General features: G+C 71.1%; 21 protein-coding genes. 7 read left to right on the top strand and 14 right to left on the bottom strand.

What is annotated here, in order from left to right; genetic code table 11:
- Nucleotides 1-5 precede the first annotated feature (5 nt).
- Nucleotides 6-647 carry a hypothetical protein gene (locus tag ACQEV1_RS33700; protein ID WP_433399128.1) on the top strand — a complete coding sequence of 214 codons (642 nt, stop codon included), beginning with the start codon at nt 6-8 and terminating at the stop codon, nt 645-647.
- Here ACQEV1_RS33700 and ACQEV1_RS33695 read toward each other — a convergent pair.
- From ACQEV1_RS33695 to ACQEV1_RS33640, 12 genes are all read right to left on the bottom strand, one after another.
- Nucleotides 638-1,540, bottom strand: coding sequence for a GNAT family N-acetyltransferase (locus tag ACQEV1_RS33695; protein WP_433399125.1), 903 nt, complete (start codon nt 1,538-1,540; stop codon nt 638-640). The genes ACQEV1_RS33700 and ACQEV1_RS33695 overlap by 10 nt on opposite strands.
- Entirely contained in the window at nt 1,537-2,361 is an 825-nt protein-coding gene (locus tag ACQEV1_RS33690; protein WP_285630102.1) for a fumarylacetoacetate hydrolase family protein, read from the bottom strand. Before ACQEV1_RS33690 ends, ACQEV1_RS33695 begins: the two co-directional genes overlap by 4 nt.
- A gap of 11 nt (nt 2,362-2,372) precedes the next feature.
- Nucleotides 2,373-3,344, bottom strand: coding sequence for a hydroxyacid dehydrogenase (locus tag ACQEV1_RS33685; protein ID WP_433399122.1), 972 nt, complete (start codon nt 3,342-3,344; stop codon nt 2,373-2,375).
- Nucleotides 3,328-4,305 (bottom strand): dihydrodipicolinate synthase family protein, encoded by a 978-nt coding sequence (locus tag ACQEV1_RS33680; protein WP_433399119.1) that lies wholly within the window; start codon nt 4,303-4,305, stop codon nt 3,328-3,330. The genes ACQEV1_RS33685 and ACQEV1_RS33680 overlap by 17 nt, the downstream gene beginning before the upstream one ends.
- Nucleotides 4,305-5,324 (bottom strand): NAD-dependent epimerase/dehydratase family protein, encoded by a 1,020-nt coding sequence (locus tag ACQEV1_RS33675; protein ID WP_433399116.1) that lies wholly within the window; start codon nt 5,322-5,324, stop codon nt 4,305-4,307. The genes ACQEV1_RS33680 and ACQEV1_RS33675 overlap by 1 nt, the downstream gene beginning before the upstream one ends.
- 2 nt (nt 5,325-5,326) lie before the next feature.
- Nucleotides 5,327-6,217, bottom strand: a complete 891-nt coding sequence (locus ACQEV1_RS33670; protein ID WP_433399113.1) for a carbohydrate ABC transporter permease — start codon at nt 6,215-6,217, stop codon at nt 5,327-5,329.
- Nucleotides 6,214-7,089 carry a carbohydrate ABC transporter permease gene (locus tag ACQEV1_RS33665; RefSeq protein WP_285572796.1) on the bottom strand — a complete coding sequence of 292 codons (876 nt, stop codon included), beginning with the start codon at nt 7,087-7,089 and terminating at the stop codon, nt 6,214-6,216. The genes ACQEV1_RS33670 and ACQEV1_RS33665 overlap by 4 nt, the downstream gene beginning before the upstream one ends.
- Before the next feature lie 49 nt (nt 7,090-7,138).
- Nucleotides 7,139-8,368, bottom strand: a complete 1,230-nt coding sequence (locus ACQEV1_RS33660; protein ID WP_433399108.1) for an ABC transporter substrate-binding protein — start codon at nt 8,366-8,368, stop codon at nt 7,139-7,141.
- Nucleotides 8,369-8,411: 43 nt separating this feature from the next.
- Entirely contained in the window at nt 8,412-9,659 is a 1,248-nt protein-coding gene (locus tag ACQEV1_RS33655) for a Gfo/Idh/MocA family protein (RefSeq protein WP_433399105.1), read from the bottom strand.
- 3 nt (nt 9,660-9,662) lie between these two features.
- Complete coding sequence (locus ACQEV1_RS33650; protein WP_433399103.1) at nt 9,663-11,783, bottom strand: hypothetical protein; 2,121 nt, start codon at nt 11,781-11,783, stop codon at nt 9,663-9,665.
- Between the two features lie 11 nt (nt 11,784-11,794).
- Nucleotides 11,795-13,819: a hypothetical protein gene (locus ACQEV1_RS33645; protein ID WP_433399100.1), complete on the bottom strand. Its 2,025-nt coding sequence runs from the start codon at nt 13,817-13,819 to the stop codon at nt 11,795-11,797.
- A 187-nt stretch (nt 13,820-14,006) separates the two neighbouring features.
- The gene (locus tag ACQEV1_RS33640) at nt 14,007-14,804 is read right to left on the bottom strand and encodes an IclR family transcriptional regulator (RefSeq protein WP_433399097.1); all 798 of its coding nucleotides are present in this window, start codon (nt 14,802-14,804) and stop codon (nt 14,007-14,009) included.
- Nucleotides 14,805-14,982: 178 nt separating this feature from the next.
- Here ACQEV1_RS33640 and ACQEV1_RS33635 point away from each other — a divergent pair, with 178 nt between their 5' ends.
- The 4 genes from ACQEV1_RS33635 to ACQEV1_RS33620 are packed head-to-tail and all read left to right on the top strand — an operon-like array spanning nt 14,983 to nt 19,155.
- Nucleotides 14,983-16,350: an aspartate aminotransferase family protein gene (locus ACQEV1_RS33635; protein ID WP_285630120.1), complete on the top strand. Its 1,368-nt coding sequence runs from the start codon at nt 14,983-14,985 to the stop codon at nt 16,348-16,350.
- Complete coding sequence (locus ACQEV1_RS33630) at nt 16,344-17,525, top strand: mandelate racemase/muconate lactonizing enzyme family protein (RefSeq protein ID WP_433399093.1); 1,182 nt, start codon at nt 16,344-16,346, stop codon at nt 17,523-17,525. Before ACQEV1_RS33635 ends, ACQEV1_RS33630 begins: the two co-directional genes overlap by 7 nt.
- Nucleotides 17,522-18,364, top strand: coding sequence for an amidohydrolase family protein (locus ACQEV1_RS33625; RefSeq protein ID WP_285572785.1), 843 nt, complete (start codon nt 17,522-17,524; stop codon nt 18,362-18,364). The genes ACQEV1_RS33630 and ACQEV1_RS33625 overlap by 4 nt, the downstream gene beginning before the upstream one ends.
- Nucleotides 18,361-19,155 (top strand): SDR family NAD(P)-dependent oxidoreductase, encoded by a 795-nt coding sequence (locus tag ACQEV1_RS33620; protein ID WP_285630124.1) that lies wholly within the window; start codon nt 18,361-18,363, stop codon nt 19,153-19,155. The genes ACQEV1_RS33625 and ACQEV1_RS33620 overlap by 4 nt, the downstream gene beginning before the upstream one ends.
- Before the next feature lie 7 nt (nt 19,156-19,162).
- On the opposite strand, the gene ACQEV1_RS33615 is transcribed toward ACQEV1_RS33620, so the two are convergent.
- Both ACQEV1_RS33615 and ACQEV1_RS33610 read right to left on the bottom strand, forming a co-directional pair.
- The gene (locus tag ACQEV1_RS33615) at nt 19,163-20,017 is read right to left on the bottom strand and encodes a DUF1932 domain-containing protein (RefSeq protein WP_433399088.1); all 855 of its coding nucleotides are present in this window, start codon (nt 20,015-20,017) and stop codon (nt 19,163-19,165) included.
- Nucleotides 20,018-20,181: 164 nt separating this feature from the next.
- A complete protein-coding gene (locus tag ACQEV1_RS33610) occupies nt 20,182-20,319 on the bottom strand; it encodes a hypothetical protein (protein WP_285630128.1) in 138 nt (45 codons plus the stop codon).
- A 1-nt stretch (nt 20,320) separates the two neighbouring features.
- Between ACQEV1_RS33610 and ACQEV1_RS33605 the strand changes: the two genes are divergently transcribed.
- A complete protein-coding gene (locus ACQEV1_RS33605; RefSeq protein WP_433399085.1) occupies nt 20,321-20,611 on the top strand; it encodes an Ig domain-containing protein in 291 nt (96 codons plus the stop codon).
- A gap of 113 nt (nt 20,612-20,724) precedes the next feature.
- Complete coding sequence (locus ACQEV1_RS33600; RefSeq protein WP_433399082.1) at nt 20,725-22,620, top strand: rhamnogalacturonan lyase; 1,896 nt, start codon at nt 20,725-20,727, stop codon at nt 22,618-22,620.
- Nucleotides 22,621-22,754: the final 134 nt, after the last annotated feature.

Genomic DNA, 22,754 nt, shown 5'->3' with positions numbered 1-22,754 from the left:
CACCCGTGAACCGTGCGACGACGTGGTGGGCCGCTCTCTCCCTCGCGATGAAGGCGGCCCTGGCGGGGCTGCTGCTGTTCGCGCTGGCCCACCCACACTGGGACCGCTTCGCGGACAAGGCCATGGGCATCCGTGCGATGACCTACCCCCTCGCGGCGGTGCTCGTCCCCGTCATCTGGCTGATCGTCCGCCGCCTGCGCGGCTCGGCCCGGTACCCGTGGGACGTGGACGCGCTGGTCGTCGCCCCGTTCGTCATCGACGTCGCGGGCAACGCCGCGAACCTCTACGACACCCTCACCTGGTTCGACGACTTCTGCCACTTCGCCAACTGGGCCCTGGTGAGCGCCGCGTTCGGCACCGCGCTGCGGCGGGGGCCGGTGCTGCCACGGTGGATGGCGGCGTTCGCCTGCGCCGGCTTCGGCGCGATCGCGGCGATCCTGTGGGAACTCGCCGAGTACGCGACGTTCGTCATGAACACCAACGAGGTGATCGGCATCTACCGCGACACCATCGGCGACGAGGTGCTGGGCCTGTCCGGCGCGACGCTCGCCGGAGTGCTCGTCGCCGCGCTCGGCCCGGCGCAGTCCTCCCCGGAGCCCGACGCCGCCGACGGGGGCCAGGCCCTGGGTTCGAACTCTCAGAAGTAGTCGGCCGGCCAGTGGACGGCGGTCGGCGCGCGGACGGTCTCGGTGGGGTCGGTGGTGATCGGGCGGATCATGCCGGTGGTGTCCGCGGTGTAGCGCACGTCGCTGAACAGGTGCGGCAGGGCGGTGAGTGTCGCCTCGTCGGCCGGCAGGCGTGCCCGGCCGTGGCTGACGCCGCGGCGGGCGGCTCGCGCCGTGACCTCCTCGAACACCGCCACCTGGTCCCCGGCGACCTCCAGGAGTTCGACCGCGTCGGCGTGCCAGCGCGCGGCCAGGTACCCGATCGGCCTGCCGGCGCGTTCGGTGACCGTCAACTCCACCGGAGGGCCGTACCAGACGGGGACCCGCAGCCGCCAGTCCTCGGACCCGCGCACGGTGGTCAGGGGGCGCCGGGCGTTGTGCCGCTCGTACAGCGGCGCGAGGGCCGGCCACGCGTCCGGGCCGACCCGCCTGGTCGTCGTCCGGGTGCCGGGCGCCGCGGCCCCGGCCAGGGTGCCGGACGGGTGGCGCAGTTCAAAGGTCGACCAGCCGGCGTTCGCGTAGACGCCGGGGGTGCCGGTGAACAGCAGGGACCAGGCGCACCCCTCGGAGGCCATGGCGTTGAGGGCCATGGAGAGGAGCCGCTTGATGTGGCCTCTCCCGCGGGCGTCCGGCCGCGTCGCCACGTTGGCGACTCCACCGACGAGGTCCACGCCGCCGGTGGCGTTGCGGATCCGGCGCGGCACGTAGTAGACGACGGCGTGGACGCCGTCGTCGCCGGCCGCGACGAAGGTCCGGTCGTACCGGCCGGGTTCGCTCTCGTACAACGGCACGATGTGCGGCGCGTCGAAACAGGCCGCCCAGACGCGGTAGAGGGAGCCGCGGTCCTCCGGAAGCGCCGTCCGGAACTCGATCACAGCACCGCGTTCCGCTGCCGGCCGAGCCCGTCGATCTCGAGTTCCATCACATCGCCGGAGGCCAGATAGGGGAACCTGCCCGACAGGGCGACTCCCTGCGGCGTGCCCGTGTTGAGCACATCGCCCGGGTCGAGGACGGTGTACTGGGACAGGTGCCAGATCAGGTACGCCACGCTGAAGATCATGTCGGCGGTGGTGGAGTCCTGGCGGGGTTCGCCGTTCACCCACGAGCGCAGGCCGAGACTCTGCGGGTGTCCCGCCTCGTCGGGGGTGACCAGCCACGGCCCCAGGGGGTTGAACGTCTCACAGCTCTTGCCCTTCGACCACTGGCCGCCGGACTCGGTGAGCTGGAAGTGCCGCTCGGAGACGTCGTTGGCGATCGCGTATCCGGCGACATGGTCGAGGGCCTGGTCCGGCGAGTCGAGGTAGCGGGCCCGCCGGCCGATCACCACGGCGAGTTCGACCTCCCAGTCGGTCATGGTGGAGCCGCGCGGAATGAGGACGTCGTCGTACGGCCCGACCACCGTGTTCGGGGCCTTGTAGAAGACGATCGGGCTCGACGGCGCCTCGGCGCCCGACTCCGCGGCGTGAGCGGCGTAGTTCTGCCCCACGCACAGCACCACGCCCGGCCGCGCGACCGGCGGGCCGACGCGCAGGCCGGTGACGTCGATCTCCGGCAGGCCCGCGAGGTCCCGAACCCCGCCCCGGGCGAGGAAGGCGCCGTCGATGTCGGCGGTGACGCCCGACAGGTCGGCGTACCGCTCGCCGTCGAAGGCGACCGGTCGTTCCCGTCCCGGCTCGCCGACGCGTAGATAACGCAATGATTTCTCCTTTATCCGATGTGGTGCAGCATCGCGGCGGTCACCGCGTGCTCCAGCGGCAGTCCCGCCGCCAGCCGCTCGATCTCGGCGATCACGATGTCGCCCTGCCTTCTCCGGCACTCCGCCGTCCCGGCCGCCTGGTGGGGCGTGAGCAGGACGTTCGGCAGGGTCCGGAACGGATGGTCGTCGGGCAGCGGCTCCTCGTCGAAGACGTCGAGTGCGGCGTCCAGACGGCCGGTCCGCAGCTCGGCCAGGAGCGCGGCCTCGTCCACCAGCCAGGACCGCGCGGTGTTGACCAGGCCGGCCCCGTCCGGCATCAGCGCCAGCTCGCGCGACCCGAGCAGATGACGGGTCTCCGGAAGCGCGGGGGCGTGCACGGCGACGATCCGGCTCTTCGCGAGCAGCTCATCGAGCCCGACGGCGTCCTCGAGGAAGGGGTCGGTGACGCGGACGTCGGCGCCGAGGGCGCGTGCCAGCTCGATGTAGGCCCGGCCGGTCCGGGACGCGCCGATCACGCCGATCGGGCAGCCGAGGATCTCGTGCCGCCGGGGCGCCCGCTCGGCCGCGGCCCAGGAGCTCCCGCCACGCAGCGCGTGGTCGAAGCGGTGCACCTGGTGCAGCAGTGCCAGCGTGAACGCCATCGCCACCTCGGCCACCGAACGCGCCATGCCCGCCCCCGCCTGCGTCACCTGAATCCCCCGCGCCCACAGGGCGCCGGTGACGAACGGCTTGACGCTGGCACCGGTGTGCGCGACGAGCCGCAGCGTGGGCGCCGAGTCCAGCAGCCCGGCGTCCAGCGGCGGCGTGCCCCAGCCGGTCACCAGTACCTCGGTGCCCGGCAGGGCGCCGGCCAGTTCGCGATGGTCGTCGAGCAGTCTCACCTCACCCAGGGCGAGCAGGGGACCGGGATCGGGGAAGAACTGCCGCCGCAGTTCCTCGGGGACGCACACGAGCACCCGGAGGGGTTCAGCGGAGCCAGTCATCACGATGCTCCGCCACGAAGTCGTCGTCGGTCAGCCAGGGGTAGGCGCCGCCCACCCGGGTCAGCTCGGCGTCCTGGCCGGGGGAGAGGCCCTCGTCCGGATCCAGGCACCAGATGCCGTCCAGCAGGCCCTGGCGGCGCAGCACCTCGTGCACGCCGGCGATGCAGCCCGCGAACCCGTGGGCGGCGTCGAAGACGGCGGCGTTCGCGTCGGTGAGCGCGGCGGCCCGCCCGGACCAGAGCGCCGCGTCCGCACGGACCGTCGCGAACATCTCCACGGCCGCCCGGGTCCACACCGCCCACTGGCCGAGCAGCCCGCCGGCGAAGCGGAGCCCGCCGGGCAGGTCGGCGAGCAGGTCGCCGATGATGTGATCGTCATTGCCGGTGTACAGGGCGACCTGGTCGCGACGGTCGGAGGCGGCGACACCGTGGACGACGTCGAGGCTCCGGTAGCGGTCGAAGGCCGCGACCTTGATGGCCACGGTCGACGGCTGGTCGGCGAGGGCCCGCCAGAACGCACGGGACAGGACCGGCCCGCCGATCGCCGCCTGCAGGTAGAAGCCGACCACCGGCAGGACCTCGCCGACCGCACGCGCGCGTACCAGCAGGTCGGCCTCTGTGGCGCCCGGCACCACCGGGGAGAGCAGCACCGCGTCGTAGCCGAGGCCGGCGGCCAGCTCGGCCTCGGCGACGGCCTGGCGCAGGTCCCCGCAGGCTCCCGCGATCTTCACCACCGGGCGTCCGGCGTCGGCGCGGATGACGTCGGCGGCCAGCCGCAGGACCGGTTCGAGCAGCCCGGCCCGGCGGATCCCGAACTGGGTGGTGTGCACCCCCACGGCCAGCCCGCCCGCGCCCGCCGCGAGGTAGTAGCGGGTCAGCGCCGCCTGGCGGCGCTCGTCCAGCCGGCGTTCGGCGGTCAGCGCCAGCGGGTGCGCCGGGATGACGGTGCCCTCGCGGAGCATCAGAACCTCCCGTCGCGGACGGCGAATCTGGTCGGCTTGCCGGAGGTCGGGAGTCCCGCCTCCAGCCAGGCGGCCTGCCAGTCGATCAGCGTGCCCAGGGCCACCTCGGGGTAGCCGAACAGGCGGTGACACAGTGTCGCGTCGCTGAGCAGCGCGGTCCCGGCCTCCTCGCCCGCGAGGACGGGTTCGCGCCCGAAGCGCTCGGCGAACGCCGCGGCGACGCGGCGGACCGGGGCGGTCTCCGGGCCGGTCAGGTTGAGGACGAACGGCTCGGCCGCGGCGTGCCGGAGCGAGCGCAGCGCCACCTCGTTGGCGTAGCCCTGCCAGACCACGTTGACGTGGCCGGTGGTGACGTCGACCGGCTCACCCGCCCGTACGGTCCGGCCGATGTCGGCGAGCACGCCGTAACGCAGGTCGATCGCGTAGTTCAGGCGCAGGATCGCGACGCGCGTGCCCCGGGCCGCCGCCGCGTGCTCGAAGATCCGCTCCCGGCCGAGGCAGCTCATGGCGTACTCGCCGACCGGGCCGACGGGGTCGCGCTCCGTGCAGCCGCCGCCGGTCACCGGCGTCAGCGGATAGACGTTCCCGGTGGAGAACACCGCGATCCGCGCGTCCGGGTACCGCTCGGCGACCCGCGCGGGGAGAACGGCGTTGCCGATCCACGCGAGGTACGGCGCCGTGCTCGTGCCGAACTTGACGCCCATCATGAACACCACGTCGGCCGCGTCCGGCAGCGTCGTCAGGTCGCCGCCGAGCAGGTCCAACGAGACGATCTCCACACCGTGTCCGGCCAGGTCGCGCGCCGCACGGGGATCGGACCAGCGCGACACGGCGTACACGCGGTCGCGGCTCCGGCCCGCCGCGTCCAGGCCGCGGCGGGCCAGGCGGCAGAGCGTCGGGCCCATCTTCCCGCCCGCGCCCAGCACGACCAGGTCGCCCTCGCCCGCGGCGAGGTCGGCGACGAGCGCGGCCGAGGGGGTGGTCAGCCGGTCCTGCAGGTCCTCTTCTGACGTGAACATCCTCAACCCTTGATTCCGGACATGGTGACGCCCTCGGTGAAGTAGCGCTGGCCGACGAGGTAGGCCGCGAAGATGGGGACGAAGGCGACGGTGGCACCGGCGAGCACGACGTTGAGCGGTACGTTCTCCTGCTGGAGCGCCGCGATGCCGACGGTGAGCGTGCGCATGTGGGTGTCCTGGCCGACGATGAGCGGCCACAGGAAGTCGTTCCAGTGCCAGAGGAAGACGAAGACGCCCAGAGTGGCCAGGATCGGCTTGCACAGCGGCAGCACGATCCGGGTGAAGACCCGCCACTCCGAGCACCCGTCCAGCCGCGCGGCCTCGAACAGCTCGTCCGGCAGCCCGCCGATGAACTGCCGCATCAAGAAGACGGCCTGGGCGTTGGCGAGCGTCGGCAGGATGAGTCCCCAGTAGGAGTCGACCCCGCCGAGCTTCGAGATGAGGACGAAGGTCGGGATCAGCGTGACGTGGTACGGCACCATGACCATCGACAGGAACGACCAGAACATGGTCTCCCGGCCGGGGAAGCGCTTCTTGGCGAAGGCGTAGCCGGCGAGTGAGGCCAGCAGGAGCACCGCCACGACGCTCACCACCGAGTAGACGAGGGTGTTGAGCGTCCAGCGCAGCATGTCACGGCCGCCGAGGACCTGCGCGTACGCGCCGGTGTGGAGCGGCCAGGGCAGCAGGCTGGCCGGGAACCGCACGGCCGTGGCCGGCTTCAGCGACAGCACGACCATCGCGTAGAACGGGAACAGCGTGACCGGGGTGGCGATGGCGAGCAGCACGACCCGGACGACCTTGCCGGTCCGCGAGGGCTCCAGCGCCCGGTACGAACGGGTCACGGGCCGGGCGGCCGGCGCGGACGGCGCCGGGCGGGTGGCGGTCAGGCTCACCTGTTCCTCCCGAGGATGAGGCGCTGGATCAGCGCGACGACGAGGGTCATGACGAAGAGGGAGACGCCGATGGCGCTCGCGTAGCCGAAGTCGAAGTACTTGAAGCCCTGGTCGTACAGGTGCATGACGAGGGTGTAGCTGGAGTGCGCCGGACCGCCGCCCGTCATCACGTAGACCAGGTCGAACACCTGGAACGAGTTGGTCGTCTCGATGATCGCGAGGAAGAACAGCGCGGGCCGGAGCTGCGGGGCGACGATGTGCCGGAACCGCTGCCACGGGCCGGCTCCGTCGGTGAGCGCGGCCTCCTCCAACTCGCGCGGCACGTCCTGCAGCCGGGCCAGGATGATCAACATGCCGTACCCGAACCTGGACCACACCGAGACCAGCACCAGGGCGGGCACCACCAGCGTGGTGGAGGCGAGCCAGGACGAGCCGGTCAGCTTGGTCCAGGGCCCCTCGGAGGAGAACAGCCAGGTGAAGATCGTGCCGGCCAGCACCAGGCTGGTGACGACGGGCAGGAAGAACACCGAGCGGAAGAAGCGCGCGCCGCGGAACGCCCGGCGCACCAGCAGCGCCATGCCCAGCGACAGGCCGATGGACGCGGGCACGTACAGCACGGTGTAGAACAGCGTGACCTTGAGCGCGGACCAGAACGTCGGGTCGGCGAGCAGCCGCCGGTAGTTGTCCACGCCGCTGAAGGTGGGGCTGTCCCCGATCGTGTAGTCGAAGAAGCCGAGCAGCACTCCGGCGATGGACGGCCCGAAGCGGAAGGCCAGGAACAGCAGGAAACACGGCAGGACGAACAGCAGACCGGTTCGTGTCTCCCACCGTGAGAGGGCCCTCCGGCGGGGTGTTCCGGCGGTCGTCGCCATGGTCACCTCCTTGTCTCGGGGCCCGCCGTCCGGCGGGCCCCGTGTCTCGTCAGCCCTTCAGCAGCGCGTCGGCCGCCTTGGCGGCGTCCGCGAGAGCCTGCTGGGGCTGCTTCTTGCCGATCAGCGCGGCCTGGATCTCGGGCGCGAGGACGCCCATGACGTCGCGCGCCTTGTCGTTCAGCGGGCCGGCGGTCGTGTAGCCGACGGTCTGCTCCATCGCGGCCTGGACCGGGTCGTTCGGGTAGAGGGACCCGGTCGACTTCTGCGGGGAGAAGTTGCTCGACGCCACGTCATAGGCCTTGGTCGCCTCGGTCCTGGTCGCGAACGCGATCCACTTGCCCGCCGCGGCCTTCTTGGACGAGGTCTTGAGCATGGACAGCGCGCCGACCGTGCCGTACGCGACCTGCTTGGCGTCGTTCAGCGGCGGGAAGACCTTGATGTTGTCCTTGCCCCAAAACGACTCGACGTCGGCGGGGACGTGCTGCCAGGTGCAGGCGACCTTGTTCTGCGCGACGTGGGTCTGCTCGAACTTCGGCAGCCCGGTCAGCAGGTCCTTCTCCATGTATCCGCCGTCGACGAGCTGCTTCAGGAAGGTCAGTGCCTTGACGCCGGCGGGACCGGCGAAGGCCACGGATTTCCCGTCCGGGGCGAACACGTCGCCGCCGGCCTGCCAGAGCAGCGGGTAGAACGACTGGTTGAGCGTCGCGGAGGGGTCCGCCCAGTAGTTGGTGACGTCGATGCCCTTGGCCTTGAACGCAGGGGCGAGCTTCATCAGCTCGTCCCAGGTCTTCGGATAGGTCGTCACCCCGGCCTTGTCGAAGGCCTTCTTGTCGCACATCAGCGGGTTGGAGCTCATCAGAATGGGGGCGCCCATCATCGCGCCGTCCACGGTCACGGCTCGCCGGGCGTTGTCCCGGTAGTCGGCCTTGGCCGGCGCGGACAGGTACTTGTCGACGGGCTGGATCAGCCGGGCGTACTTGGGGATCTGGTCGGGGATCAGGTAGACGACGTCCGGCGCCTTGTTCCCGGCGATGGCGGTCGACAGCGCCTCATCCCGCTTGACCCACGGGTAGATCTCGACCTTGACGTGGATGGTCGGATTGGCCTTCTCGAAGGCGGCCACCTGCTCGTTCCAGAAGGCCTGGTGCTTGGCCTGGTCCGGGATCACCGGATAGGTCCACATGGTGACGGTCTCCGTGTGGCCGGAGCCCGAGCCGCTGCCGCAAGCGGTCAGCGCTCCTGCCGTCAGCGCCGCCATCGCCAGTGCGCGCAGTCGCATGGCTGTTCCTCTCGTTCTGAATCTCATCGGGACGATCTCGTGGTCATTTGTCGGGCACGGTGACGACCGTGCCGGTGTGGCGGGCACGCTCCGCGGCGAAGACCGCGAGATGGCCGTCGAGTGACTCGGCCGGTCCGGACCGCACGTGAGCGGCGTCGCCGGTCCGTACGGCACGGACGAAGGCGTCCATCAGGCCGGCGTCGCCGCCGCCGTGGCCGTCGGCCGCATTGGAGCCGGCGTCGGTGGCCACCGACCACTCCTCGCGGCGGCCGCCCGCGCGGAAGTCGACGACCGTGACCTTCTCGCCGTCTCCGGTGAGGCAGCCGTGGGTGCCGAAGATCCTCGTCTGCCGGTGGGTCTGCTCGGAGAAGGCCGTCATGGTGAAGGTGGCCGTGACGCCGCCGCTCAGCTCCATGGCGAGCACCTGGTGGTCGACGACGTCGTTGTCGCAGGCGTACACGCACCTGCCGTACGGGCCGGTGCGGAGCGCCTCGAGCACGGCCGCCTCGTCGGTGCCGCCGGTGACCACGCTGACGGGCCAGACCGGCCCGCGGTCGCGGAGGGTGCCCAGGTAGAGGCGTGGGGCCGAGTACGGGCAGCCGGGCTCGATCGAGCAGTCCAGGCACCGGTCGGCCGCGCCGTCCGGGCGACGGTCCGCCCGGAAATGGCCGAGCGAGCCGAAGCTGGACACCTTCGCGATGCGCCGGCCGGTCACGTAGCCGAGCCAGTCGAGGTCGTGGCAGGACTTGGCGAGGAGCATCGGACTGGCCAGGCGCTCGCTTCGCCACGGACCGCGCACGTACGAGTGGGCGGCGTGCCACCAGCCGACCGGCTCCAGGTGCTCGACGCTCATCACCTCGCCGAGCACCCCGCTGTCCACGGCCCGTTTCACCAGGTCGGTGTAGGGCGTGTACCGCAGCACGTGGCAGACCGCGAACAGCACGCCGGCCTTCGTGACCGACTCCACGATGCGGCGGCACTCCTCCTCGGTGGGCGCCAGCGGCTTCTCCACCAGGAGGTGGTAGCCGGCCTCGGCGAGGGCGACGGCGGGTTCGGCGTGCAGCCGGTCCTGAGTCGCGACGATCACGGCGTCCGCGATCCGCTCGCCGAGCAGCTCGGTCCAGTCGGAGAACTCCCGTACGCCGGGGCCGCCGAGCCGGGCCCGGCGCTCCGGCAACGGGTCGGCGACCGCGACGATGCGGGCCCGTCGCGGGTTGGCGGCCACCCAGGACGCGTACGTCCGTCCTCGGTCGCCGGCGCCGACGAGGGCGAGCGTGACAGGTTCGGTCATCGGTCACATCACCAGGTTTCCGGTGGTCTGCACGCCGGCGCCGTCCTTGGGGAGCGCCGTCCTGGTGACGCCGTTCTCCACGTTGCCGGCGTGTTTGAGGTAGGAGCCGTCGCCGAACGCGCCGTCCCGCAGCTCCAGCCGCCCGCCGTTGAACAGCGCGCCGACCGCCGAGTAGCGGTTCTTGCCGGCGGACAGGGCGATGTGGGCGGTGCCGGCGTCTCCGGCCAGGCTCCGGTAACCGGTCAGCTCCCAGGTGATCGTCCCGGCCGCGTCCGCGCGGGACAGCAGCGTTCCGGTGCCGGTGACCTCGGTGCCCCCGCCCAGCCGGATCCGCTGGTCGGCCTTGCCGGCGAGGCGCACTCCCGTGCCCGTGACGGTGCAGCCGTCCAGGACGAGCGTGGCGGCGGCGCATGTGACGGGCTCGGCGTTCTCCCGGCCCCGCAGGATCGTGTCGACGAGGCGGAGCTCGCCGGTGCCGTTGAAGGCGTTGCCGTCGAGGCCGGTCAGGACCGAGCGGCTGACGTGGACGGGGGCGGTGACGTTCGCCTGGACGATCTCGCTCTTGGCGGGCAGGGCGAACGTGCATCCGTCGATGATGTTGGGACGCCCCGACCGGTTGGACGCCTGCGAGATGATCAACGTGTCGCTGGCCGAGCATCCCCGCATCTGGACGCCGTCGGCGTTCACCCAGATCATGCCGGAGCCCTGCAGCCCGGCCTTGCCGATGACCCGTACGTCCTCCAGCGTGAGGTCGGTGACGCTCACCCGGGCGACGAACCACGAGCACACGTGCTTGCGCACGGTGATCCGCTTGGCGGCCGAACCCCAGGCGGCCCCGGAGTTGGCGAAGGTCATCAGCCCGGAGTTGCCGGTGTAGACCAGGTCGTGCTCGTACTGGCCGTGGGTCACGAACGGGCCTTCGTCGTCGCCGTCGCCGTGGCAGTTCTCCACGTAGCAGTACGCCGAGGCGGTGAGGTCGTTCAGGTGGCGGGCGTTGGCGGTGTGGCAGTCCGAGACGTGCCCGTAGAGGCAGTAGATCTGCTGGGTGAGGTATCCGGCGCCGCCGTAGCTCACCGTCGGCGGGTTCTTGAGGCTGCACTGCTCGGTGCGGAAGTGGGTGCACCAGCGGCGCATGATCACCGGCCAGAACGTCCCGGTGGCGTCGATGCCGGACACGTCGCAGGAGACCGTGTACTCGTACGCGACCGGGTGGGAGCCGGTGTACTGGTCGTCCCCGGCGCCGGTGAAGACCATGTTCCGTACGTGGGCACGTTCGACGGGTTCGATCCTGGTCCAGGTGATGGTGCGGCCGGCGGCCAGTTCCCAGCCGTTCTTGTAGTCCACCCGGATGTGGTCGCCGTCGACGATCTGCGTCACCTGGAGGAGCTTCTGCAGCTCCCGCTCCCAGCGGCCGGAGAGCTGGTTCACCTCGGCGCTCCACCACTGGCCGACCGCGAACTTGGACGAGTCGCCCACCTCGAACACGTCGGACAGCTCGGGCATGGTCGCGGACAGCTTGTGCGTGACCACGGTGTCGGTGACCTTGCCCCGGAACAGCAGCACGGCCGCGAACGGGTCGTCCTCCCCGGCCTTCTCGATCCCGTCGGTGCTGACGGTGTTGCCGCCGAAGTCGAGTTCGATGTCGGAGCGGTGGAAGGTGTGGCGTTTGACGAAGTGCAGGTCGGTGTGGGCTTCGATGCGGTGGATGGTGGGGTCGGTGACCATCGCCTCCAGTGCGGTGTCGGCGGGGGTCTTGTCGTCGAAGATGCCGAAGCGGCGGAAGTCGGCGACGCCGTGGTGGATCTGGCGCCAGCGGCCCTTGCTCGTTCCGGGCGGGGCGAGGACGGTGCCGCCGTTGGCGGGGAGGGTGGATGTGGCGTCCCAGCGCAGCAGCATTCCGCCGCCGTCGCCGGGAGCGCGGTAGCCGGCGACCTGGACGAGCAGGCCGTCCTCGAGCCCGCGGACCTCGAGCCTGAGAAGCTCCGCGATCGTGCCGGCCTGCTGGACGGTCTGCTTCAGCGGATGGGCGGGATCGGCCGACGCCGGGTCGGCGGCGAGCAGTGAACCGAACGTCACCAGGCCGGCGGCGGCTCCGGTGGCGCGAAGAATGTGACGACGCTCCATGGCGGGCTCTCTCAGAGGGTGAGGTTGTCGGCGACGAGGACGTGCGGGCCACCGGCGGGCAGGGAGCGTTCCACGCTCTCCTCCACACACTCGGTGTGCAGCAGCGAGGTCACGGCGGTGAGCTTCAGGCGGCCCCCGGCGAACACCGAGCCGGCCGCGCGGTAGGTGTTCTCACCGGTGGTGATCTCCAGGTGCGTGGCGTGGCCGCTCGCCTCGCTTCGGTGGCCCACCAGCTCCCACTCGAGCTTTCCGGGCCCGTCCGCGCGGGAGAGCAGGGCGCCGTCCCCGCCCCGTACGAGCGCGCCGCCGCCGATGTGCAGCCGCTGGTCGCGTACGGCGCTGAGCCGGATCGGGGCTCCGTCCACCCGTCCTCCGGAGATGACGATCTCGGCCGCTCCGATGGAGACCGGCTCGCCGTCGCGCACGCCGTGCAGTTCGCACCGCGTGAAGCGCAGCGACCCCGAGCCGCGGAAGACCGCGCCGTCCAGGCCGGTGAAGACGCAGTCCACGAAGTGGACGGGGTTCGCGACCGGCGTCTGCACCACCACCGCGTCCTTCGGCAGGTCGAAGGCGCACCCCTCGATCACGTTGGGGCGCCCGGAGCGGTCGGAGCGCTGACCGATCGCGAACGTCCGGGCCGAACAGCCGCGCATCTGGATGCCGTCGGCGTTGACCTGGAGCGTTCCGGCCGGATCGAACGTGGAACGCGGGATGACCCGCACGTCCTCCAGCGTCAGGTCGGTGATCTTCGTTCCGGCGACGAACCAGGAGCAGACGTGCTTGCGCACGGTGATCCGCTTCGCGCTGGTGCCCCAGGGAGCGCCGCTGTTGGCGATGTCCATCAGCCCGGAGTTGCCGGTGAACACCAGGTCGTGCTCGTACTGGCCGTGGGTGGTGAACGGGTTGCCACCGGCGTCGTCGCCGTCGCCGTGACAGTTGTCGACGTAGCAGTACGCCGAGGCGGTGAAGTCGTTCAGATGCCGCGCGTTGGCGGTGTGGCAGTCCGAGACGTGCCCGTACAGGCAGTAGATCTGCTGGGTGAGGTATCCGGCGCCGCCGTAGAACACCGTGGGCGGGTTCTTGAGGCTGCTCTGCTCGGTGCGGAAGTGGGTGCACCAGCGGCGCATGATCACCGGCCACCAGGTGGCGGTGGCGTGGATGCCGGACACGTCGCAGGAGACGGCGTACTCATAGGCCACCGGGTGGGATCCGGTGTACTCCCGGTCGTCGGGCACCGAGCCGTCGTCCGGCCCGTCGTACGGCGGCGCGCCGATGAAGATCATGTTCCGTACGCAGGCGCGTTCGACGGGTTGGACCCTGGTCCAGGTGATGGTGCGGCCGGCGGCCAGTTCCCAGCCGTTCTTGTAGTCCACCCGGATGTGGCCGTCGTCGACGATCTGCGTCACCTGGACCATGCGCTGCAGCTCGCGCTCGTAGGTGCCGCCGAGCGCGTCGACCTCGGCGGCCCACCACTGGCCGACGGCGAACTTCGAGGAGTCGCCCACCTCGAAGACGTCCGACAGGTCGGGCAGCACGGCGGACAGCCGGTGCGTGACCACGGTCGTGGTGACCTGACCGCGGAAGTACAGCACCGCACCGAAGGGGTTGTCGTGGCTGTTGCGTTCGATGCCGTCGGTGCTGACGGTGTTGCCGCCGAAGTCGAGTTCGATGTTGGAGCGGTGGAAGGTGTGGCGTTTGACGAAGTGCAGGTCGGTGTGGGCTTCGATGCGGTGGATGGTGGGGTCGGTGACCATCGCTTCGAGTGCGGTGTCGGCGGGGGTCTTGTCGTCGAAGATGCCGAAGCGGCGGAAGTCGGCGACGCCGTGGTGGATCTGGCGCCAGCGGCCCTTGCTCGTTCCGGGCGGGGCGAGGACGGTGCCGCCGTTGGCGGGGAGGGTGGATGTGGCGTCCCAGCGCAGCAGCATTCCGCCGCCGTCGCCGGGAGCGCGGTAGCCGGCGACCTGGACGAGCAGGCCGTCCTCGAGCCTGCGGACATCGAGCATCAGCAGGCCCAGGACATTGGCCACGTGGTTCATGGGGCCTCAACCTTCGGGGGCGCGCCCGGACGGACGCGGCAAAGGATGGAAGGTCGGGCGATGCGCAGAGGCGCGCAGGCGGCGGAGCTGCTGGCCAGAACTTCCGGAGTCGGGGCTGCGACACACCGGGAGCCAGCTCTTCGCCCGAGACGATGGCGTGGACGCTAGACAGCCTTGGCCACGTGTGTCAAGGGCGGTACCCGAGGTCGCGGGAGATTCGCTCGGCCGCGTCGCGTACGTGTCGTCCCAGCTCCTGGTACCGCCAGGCGGGCAGATCCAGCTTCAGGCTCGTGATGCTGATCGCTCCCGCGCACGCCCGAGTGTGGTCCCGCAGCGCGCCGCCGATGCAGAACACGCCGTCGGCGTCCTCCTCGTCGTCGACGGCGTAGCCGAGTTCGCGAACGGTCCGCAGATGGGCCAGGAGCGTCGGCAGGTCCTTGATCGTGTGGCTCGTCCGGAGGGGCATGCCGACCCGCTCGATGAGGCGGGTCACCGCGGCGTCGCTCATCTCGGCCAGCAGCGCCTTGCCCAGTCCGGTGCAGTGCGGGAGCTCCCGCGTCCCCATTCGCAGGTCGACCTGGACCCGCTCGCCGTTGCTGACCTGGTCCACCACCACGGCGTGGTCGCTCTCGGAGACGGCGAGGCGGGAGTTCATCCCGGTCACCCGGGTCAGCTCGACGAGCACCGGGCGGGCCACGTCCCGTAGGGAGAGCTGGTCCTGGGCGCGGGCGCCGAGGCGCGCCAGGGACATCCCGAGCCGGTAACGCCGGTTCATCCCCTCGCCGTCGTCGGCGACCAGGCCATACTGGCGCAGGGTGAAGAGGGTGGCGAAGGCCGCGCTCTTGCTCAGGCCGCACGCGCCGGCCACCTCGGTCACGCTCATGCCGGCCCCCTGCGCGTCGCCCGCCAGGGCCTCGAGAACCTCGGCGGCGCGGGCGACGCTTCGCACCCAGTATCGCGAGTTTTTCGCATCGCTGTTCGTCACAGCCGAACAGCTTACTCGCTTGTAACACGATTGCCTGTTGACCACCGAAAATTCTCATGCGAAACTCCCGGCAATCGTTCGGCAACACCAAACACTGTTCTGTATTTCGATCTGCGGCGGAAGAACCGGCGCCGACCACGACCGGGCTGGGTCACGGGCGGCGCGCCAAGGAGAAAATGTGAATCAGCGTGTCCTGTCCGGCTCCGACCTCGCCGAGCGCGCTCGCAGGGCCATCCCCGGCGGCGTGAACAGCGGGCAGCGCAGCATCCCCGGCCTCACCGATCTCGTGATCACCGAGGCGGACGGCGCACGCTTCCGCGACGCGGACGGCCGGGAGTACGTCGACTACCACGCGGCGTTCGGCCCACCGCTGCTCGGCCACAACGACCCCGATGTGAGCGCGGCGGTCGCCGAGGCCGGGCGAACCGTGGACCTGTGCGGAGTCGGCGTCACCACGGCCGAGGTCGAGCTGGCCGAGGCCCTGGTGGAGCTGGTGCCGAGCGTGGAGAAGGTCCTGCTCACCAGCACCGGCAGCGAGGCCACGTTCCACGCCCTGCGGGTCGCCCGTGCCGCCACCGGCAGGCGGCTGGTGGTCAAGTTCCAGGGCTGCTACCACGGTTGGCACGACGCGGTCAGCCTCAATGTCATCTCCGCGCCCGAACGCGTCGGAGCCAGGGATCCCATCTCGGCCGGCATTCTTCCCGAGGTGCTGGAGGCGACCCTCGTCCTGCGGTTCAACGACGCCGAGGGCGTGCGCGCGGCGTTCGCCGAATACGGCCGCGACATCGCCGCGGTCATCGTCGAACCGGTCCCGCACAACGTCGGCTGCCTGCTCCCCGAACGGGAGTTCCTCCAGACACTGCGCGACGAGTGCACCCGCGCCGGCAGCGTACTGATCTTCGATGAGGTGATCAGCGGCTTCCGGCACGACCTCGGTGGCTGGCAGGCCATCAGCGGGATCACCCCGGACCTCACGACGATGGGCAAGGCCATCGCGAACGGCTACCCGGTCGGTGCGCTCGGCGGACGCGCCGACCTGATGGAGCTGTTCAGCTCGCGCCCCGGCGGCTCGGTCTTCTTCGCCGGGACGTACAACGGGCATCCCGCGGTCGTGGCCGCCGCGCTGGCGACGCTGCGCAAGATCCGTACGGAGCCGGTGCACGAGCACGTGTTCCGTCTCGGTGACCGGATCCGCACCGGGCTGTCGGAGGTGTTCGCCGGGCTCGGCCTCCCGGCGGTGGTCACCGGATACGGTTCGGTGTTCGTCGCGTACTTCATGACGGGCCCCGCCCGAACCTACGATGACCTGCTGCGCAATGATGCGTCCATGTTCGTCGGGTACCGCCGCAGGCTCCTCGGCCACGGAGTGTTCGAGCTGCCGCTCAACCTGAAGCGCAGCCATGTCTCCTACGCCCACACCGAGGCCGACGCCGCCCGGCTGCTGGAGGCCGCCGCCGACGCGGCGCGCGCCCAGCTCACCGACGGCGACGTCCTCGCCGACGTGGCGGACGCCAGCACCATGGGGGGAGTGGCGGACCGATGCTGACCGTCGACACCACCCGCCCGGTCGGGCCCGCGGGGCGCGTGAGCAGGGTCGAGACACTCGCGCTGGGGACCGCCTGGCGCGACTTCTCCTACGTACGCGTGCACACCGACGAGGGCCTCAGCGGCGTCGGCGAGATCACCCATCCCTACCGGGGCCGGGAGACCGCCGCGCTGGCGGAGGCGATGGCGTCCCGGCACCTCATCGGCGCCGATCCCTTCGACGTCGAGGAGATCTGGCTGCGGATGTACCAGGGCGACTTCCTGCGCGGCGGCGACGTCGGCGGGATCGTCGTCTCCGGCATCGACCAGGCGCTCCACGACATCATGGGCAAGGCGCTCGGCGTGCCCGCCTACCGCTTGACCGGCGGCGCCTGCCGCGACCGGATCAGGGTCTACGCCAACGGCTGGTACACCGGCGACCGCGAGCCGGGCGAGTTCGCCGCGCGTGCCAAGGACGTGGTGGCACGCGGGTACACCGCGCTGAAGTTCGACCCGTTCGGCGCCGGGCTCGGCGAGCTCTCCCGCGCCGAGCTACGGCGCTCGATCGACATCGTGGCCGCGGTCCGCGAGGCCGTCGACGTGGACATCTTCATCGAGGGGCACGCCCGTTTCGCCATGCCCACGGCGACCCGGCTGCTGCGCGAGCTGGAGCCGTACGACGTGGGCTGGTTCGAGGAACCCCTGCCCTGGACGCACATCGAGCGGTACGCCGAGCTGCGGCGGCGCGCGCCGATGCCGATCTCGGGCGGCGAGCATTTCCACAACCGCTATGAGTACGCGCGCCTGTTCGCCACCGGCGCCGTCGACATCATCCAGCCGGACCTGTCGATGGCGGGCGGCTTCACCGAGGTCAGAAAGCTGGCCGCGCAGGCGGAGGTGCACGCGATGCTGGTCGCGCCGCACAACTCCAACTCGCCGGTCTGCACGACCGCGTCCGTCCACGCCACTCTCGGCATGCCGAACTTCACCATCCTGGAGACCTTCGACGGGATGCTCGAGGACCACGTGTTCCAGGCGGTACGCGGCGCGCTGCCGGTCGTGGACGGCCACATCGGGCTGCCGACGCGGCCGGGGCTCGGCATCGAGCTGGTCGACGAGGTGTTCGCCGAGCATCCGCCGAGCGGCGGGTTCTGGAACATGTTCGCCGAAGGCTGGGAGAAGCGGAACCGCACGTGATCGTCGACGTTCATTCACACCTTTTCACCTGTCCCGACGACGTGGGCGACCCGTTCGCGGCGGAGTCCGCGCGGGCGCACGGCGGCACGGTCGACCTGACCGTGCGCTGGGACGACTACGCCGGCTCCGCCCCACCCGGCACCGCCGCGATCGTCGTCGGCGGCAAGGCGCACCGATCGGGCCTCTGGGTGGACGACGCCGCGGTGGCGGCCTACGTGGCCGCGCATCCCGACCGGCTCGTCGGCTACCTGTCACTGGACCCGACCCGGCCGGGGTGGCGGGACGAACTCGAGCACGGCCACCAGGACCTCGGCCTGCGCGGCATCAAGCTGATGCCGATGTACGCCGGATTCGATCCCGCCGATCCCTCGCTCGACCCGCTCTACTCCTACGCCGCCGACAACGGCCTGCCGCTCCTGGTGCACACCGGCACCACCTTCGTGTCCACCGCACCGCTGCGCTACGCGCTTCCGGTGCACCTGGACGAAGTGGCGATCCGGCATCCCGAGCTGCGCATGGTCCTGGCGCATCTGGGCCATCCGTACGAGGGCGAGTGCATCGCGGTCATCCGCAAGCACCGGCACGTCTACGCCGACGTGTCGGCGCTGCACTACCGGCCCTTCCAGCTCTGGCACAGCCTGCGCCTGGTCCAGGACTACGGCGTCTGGCACAAGCTGCTGTTCGGCAGCGACTACCCGTTCACCACCGTCGACGCCTCGGTCGAGGGACTGCGCGCCGTCGCCGAGGTACCGGGCATCCCGGGTCTTCCGCCGCTGGACCGCGAGGAGATCGAGAAGTTGATCCACCGTCCGTCGCTCGACCTGCTGGGGCTGTCGTGAGCCTGCGAGGCCGGACGGCGATCGTCACCGGCGCCGCCCGCGGGCTGGGCCGGGCCATCGCTCTGGGCCTCGTCTCCGCCGACGCCCGCGTCGTGGCGGTGGACCGGCCCGGCGCCGCCGGACTCGACGCGTTCGAGCACGCCTACGGCTTCGACCTCGCCGACACCCACGGTCTGGCCGGGCTCGCCGACGACATCCGCGCCGCCCACGGGCCGATTCACATCCTGGTGAACAACGCGGGAGTGGCCCGGCTGGAGCACTTCAACGAGATCACCGTCGAGACGTGGCGCGAGGTCATGCTCGTCAACGCCGACGCCGTGTTCTTCCTGTCCCAGCGCGTCGCCGAGCACATGATCGCCGATGGGGTACCCGGCCGGATCATCTCCATCTCCTCCAAGAACGGGCTGATGGCCGAGGCGGGCCTCGCGCACTACAACGCTTCCAAGGGCGCGGTCGAACTGATCACCAAGTCGCTCGCGGCGGAACTGGGCCCGCACGGCGTCACCGTCAACGGGGTCGCCCCGGGGATGATCGCCACCCCGATCGACGGCGAGTTCCCCCTCGATCGTGAGGCGTTCGAGGCGGCGTGGAACGAGCGCATTCCGCTCCGGGACGGTCACGGCGGCGGCTACGGCCGGCCCGAGGACGTCGTCGGCGCCGTCCTGTACCTCGCCTCCGACGCCGCCCGCTACGTCACCGGCACCACACTCGTGGTCGACGGCGGCGTCCTCGCCGACCAGATGCCCCGCCTGCGGTTCATGCGCCCGTACCGCAACTCCCTGGACACGTGACCGGCCTTCACCCGTCCGCGGCACGCAGGTGACGCAGGGCGTCCTGGACGGGGATGCCGAAGTCGTCGCGGTCGCCGTCCCAGCGGCGGAACACCGCGGCGGCCGCGAGCGCGAGCTCGTCCGGCAGCCCGGCCTCGGCCAGCGTCGCGGCGGCCTCCTCCATCTCGGGCGCCCACCGCCAGGCCCGGGCCGCGACCCCGGACAGGTGCCCGGGCGTGGCGAGGTGGTCGTGGGTCATCCGCCGTGCCTCGGCGAGAAGATGGTCGCTCACGCCATAGACGTCCGCCAGCGCGTGGGAGACCGCGGCGAGGGCGCTCGCGGCCTTGTTGAACGAGCCGTACGCCATCTTCAGCGCGGACGCCTGGCCGACGCCGCCGTCGACCGGGACCGCCTCGAGCGGGCCGCCGGCGAACAGGCCGGCCACCGGGCCGGTGTCCCCGGCCGCACCCGACAGGTACAGGCGCGCGGCGGCGCGGTCGGAGGGCGGGGGACCGATCACGCAACCGTCCACGACGCGGGCGCGCGGGAACAGGTCGGCGATCCGCCGTACGCGCGCCGGGCTGATCGCGTTGGCCTCGACGAAGACGCCGTCGAAGCCGGTCCCGGCGACCTGCCGGGCGACCTCCTCGGCCGCGGCGGGCGGGCAGAGAGAGACGACGATCCCGGCCTCGGCCGTGAGCGCGCCGAGGCCGGCGGCGCGTACGAGCCCGGCCTCGTCCGCGCGGTCCGCCGTCGCGGCGCTCCGCCCGCCGGGGCACCAGAGCACCCGGTGACCCGCCCGGACGGCCAGCCGTCCCACCGCGGCGCCCATCCGCCCCGGATGCAGGAGCCCGACCGTGACCGGTGATCGCTCCACGCTCATCGGCTCTCCGCTCTCCCGGTACGCCTGTCCGCCCGTACCGTACCGGCCGGACGGCGCGGCGCCGGGCCGCGGGGGACCGTCAGCGCCGGCCCGAGACGGTGCGGCGGTACTGCTGCCAGACCTCCTTGTCGGTCACGCGGCCATGAACCTGCGGCGCGAGATGGTCACTGTTCCGCCTGGTACGACGCGCAGAACATCACGCCGCTGTTCCCCTTCGGGTACGGCCTGTCGTACACGGCGTTCTCCTTCGGCGACCTCCAGGTCGGCGCGCTCGGGTCGGGCGGCTCCACGGTGACGGCCACGGTGACCAACACCGGAAGCCGCGCCGGGGCGGAGGTCGCCCAGCTGTACGTCCCGCACGGCATGAGCAGCCGGGTGGGCGCCAGGGTGTCCCTGCCGGTCGACGCGGTGAGCACCGCGGCGGCGAAGCTCACCTTCACCGCCACCGGGTTGCCCGCCGGCCTGTCCATCACCAGGTCGGGCACGATCACCGGCCGCGCCCGTCATGCGGGCACCCGCACGGTCACCGTGACCGCGAAGGACTCCTCCGGCGCCTCCGGCACCGCCCACCTTCGTCTGGACCACGACCGGTAAGAGACGTCCGTGAAAGCGCGTTGAAAGCGCCTTGGTCGCGCTCTTCCACCGGGTTAGTCTCCGTCGATTGAGAGGGAAAACGCTTTCCCGTCATCTCCCCGAAGGAGAAGCCGATGGAACACCCACGCGGCACCGGTGGATTACGCGGCGTCGGCAAGAGAGGGAGGAACGCAGCACTCGCGATCGCCGTGGCCGCCGGGACGGTGCTCGCCGGGGCGGCGCAACTGCCCCGGCACGACGCGGCGGCGGCGACCGCACGGCAGGTGGAGAAGCTCGACCGCGGCCTCGTCAGCGTGCGGTCCGGCAGCGGCAACTTCGTCAGCTGGCGGCTGCTCGGCACCGACTCGTCGAGTGTGGCGTTCAACCTCTACCGCGGGTCGACGAAGGTGAACTCCAGCCCGATCACGAACTCGACGAACTACTACGACGGCGGAGCGGCGGCCGGCGCGGCCTACACCGTGCGTCCCGTGGTGAACGGCGCCGAGCAGGCGGCGTCGGAGCCGGCCCTGCGGTTCACCAACGGCCATCTGGACGTGCCGATCAGCCCGCCGTCCGGCGGCGCGACGCCGGACGGCGTCTCGTACACCTACAGCGCCAACGACGCGAGCGTCGGCGACCTCGACGGCGACGGGCAGTACGAGATCGTCCTGAAGTGGGATCCGTCGAACTCCAAGGACAACTCCCAGTCCGGCTACACCGGGGACGTGTACGTCGACGCGTACCGGCTCAACGGCACCCGGTTGTGGCGTGTCGACCTGGGCCGCAACATCCGGGCCGGCGCCCACTACACCCAGTTCCAGGTGTACGACTACGACGGCGACGGCAGGGCCGAGGTGGCCATGAAGACCGCTGACGGCACCGTCGACGGCACCGGCAAGGTCATCGGCAGCGCCTCCGCCGACTACCGGAACTCCAGCGGGTACATCCTGTCGGGCCCGGAGTACCTCACGATGTTCAACGGGCAGACCGGCGCGGCGATGCAGAGCGTCGACTACGTCCCGGCGCGCGGCACCGTCTCCGGCTGGGGCGACGCTTACGGCAACCGGGTCGACCGGTTCCTGGCCGCCACCGCGTACGTCGACGGGCAGCGGCCGAGCCTGATCGAGGCGCGGGGCTACTACACCCGGACCGTCATCAGCGCGTGGGACTGGCGGAACGGGACGTTCACCCGCCGCTGGACCTTTGACAGCAGCAGCTCCACCAACGGCTCGGCCTGGACCGATGAGGGCAATCACAACCTGGCCGTCGGCGACGTGGACGGCGACGGCAGGGACGAGATCGTCTACGGTGCGATGGCCGTCGATGACAACGGTGCCGGCCTGTGGAACACCCAGATGCACCACGGCGACGCCATGGACCTCGGCGACCTCGACCCGAACCGGCCCGGGCTGGAGGAGTACAAGGTCGACGAGGACACGTCCAAGCCCGCCGGATACATGGCCGACGCCGCCACGGGTGCGATCCGGTGGCAGTACCCCACCTGCGGCTGCGACAACGGACGCGGCCGGTCGGACGACATCTGGGCGGGCAGCCCGGGAGCGGAGTCCTGGAGTTCGGCGACGTCCGGCATCTACGACACCAGCGGCCGGCAGGCGAACTCCCGCAAGCCCTCCTCGGACAACTTCGTCATCTGGTGGGACGCCGATCCGGTGCGGGAACTGCTCGACGACACGCACATCGACAAGTACGGCACGAGCGGGGACACCCGGCTGCTGACCGGTTCGGGAGTGGCGTCGAACAACGGCACGAAGGCCACGCCGGCGCTGTCGGGCGACATCCTGGGCGACTGGCGCGAGGAGGTCGTCTGGCGGACCTCCGACAGCAAGGCGCTGCGGATCTACACGACGACCGCGGTCACCGACCGGCGCATCGTCACGCTCATGCACGACACGCAGTACCGCACCGCGATCGCGTGGCAGAACACCGCCTACAACCAGCCACCGCATCCGAGCTTCTTCATCGGCGACGGCATGGCCCAACCGGCGTGGCCGAACGTCTACACGCCCTGACCTGGAAAACGCCGCAACGGCCGTGGCGGGACGTCGCGCCACGGCCGTTCGAGGACGGCTTGACGTATCGAGCACCATCGGCCACCCGAATGTGATCGAATCGGGGCGGACATGGCGGGCCGGGCGAAAGGTGA

The organism is Actinoallomurus sp. CA-142502 (genome assembly GCF_050936355.1).
Classification (GTDB): Bacteria; Actinomycetota; Actinomycetes; order Streptosporangiales; family Streptosporangiaceae; genus Actinoallomurus; species Actinoallomurus iriomotensis.
The sequence above is the reverse complement of the archived record's forward strand: the minus strand, read 5'-3'. Positions and strand labels throughout refer to the sequence as shown.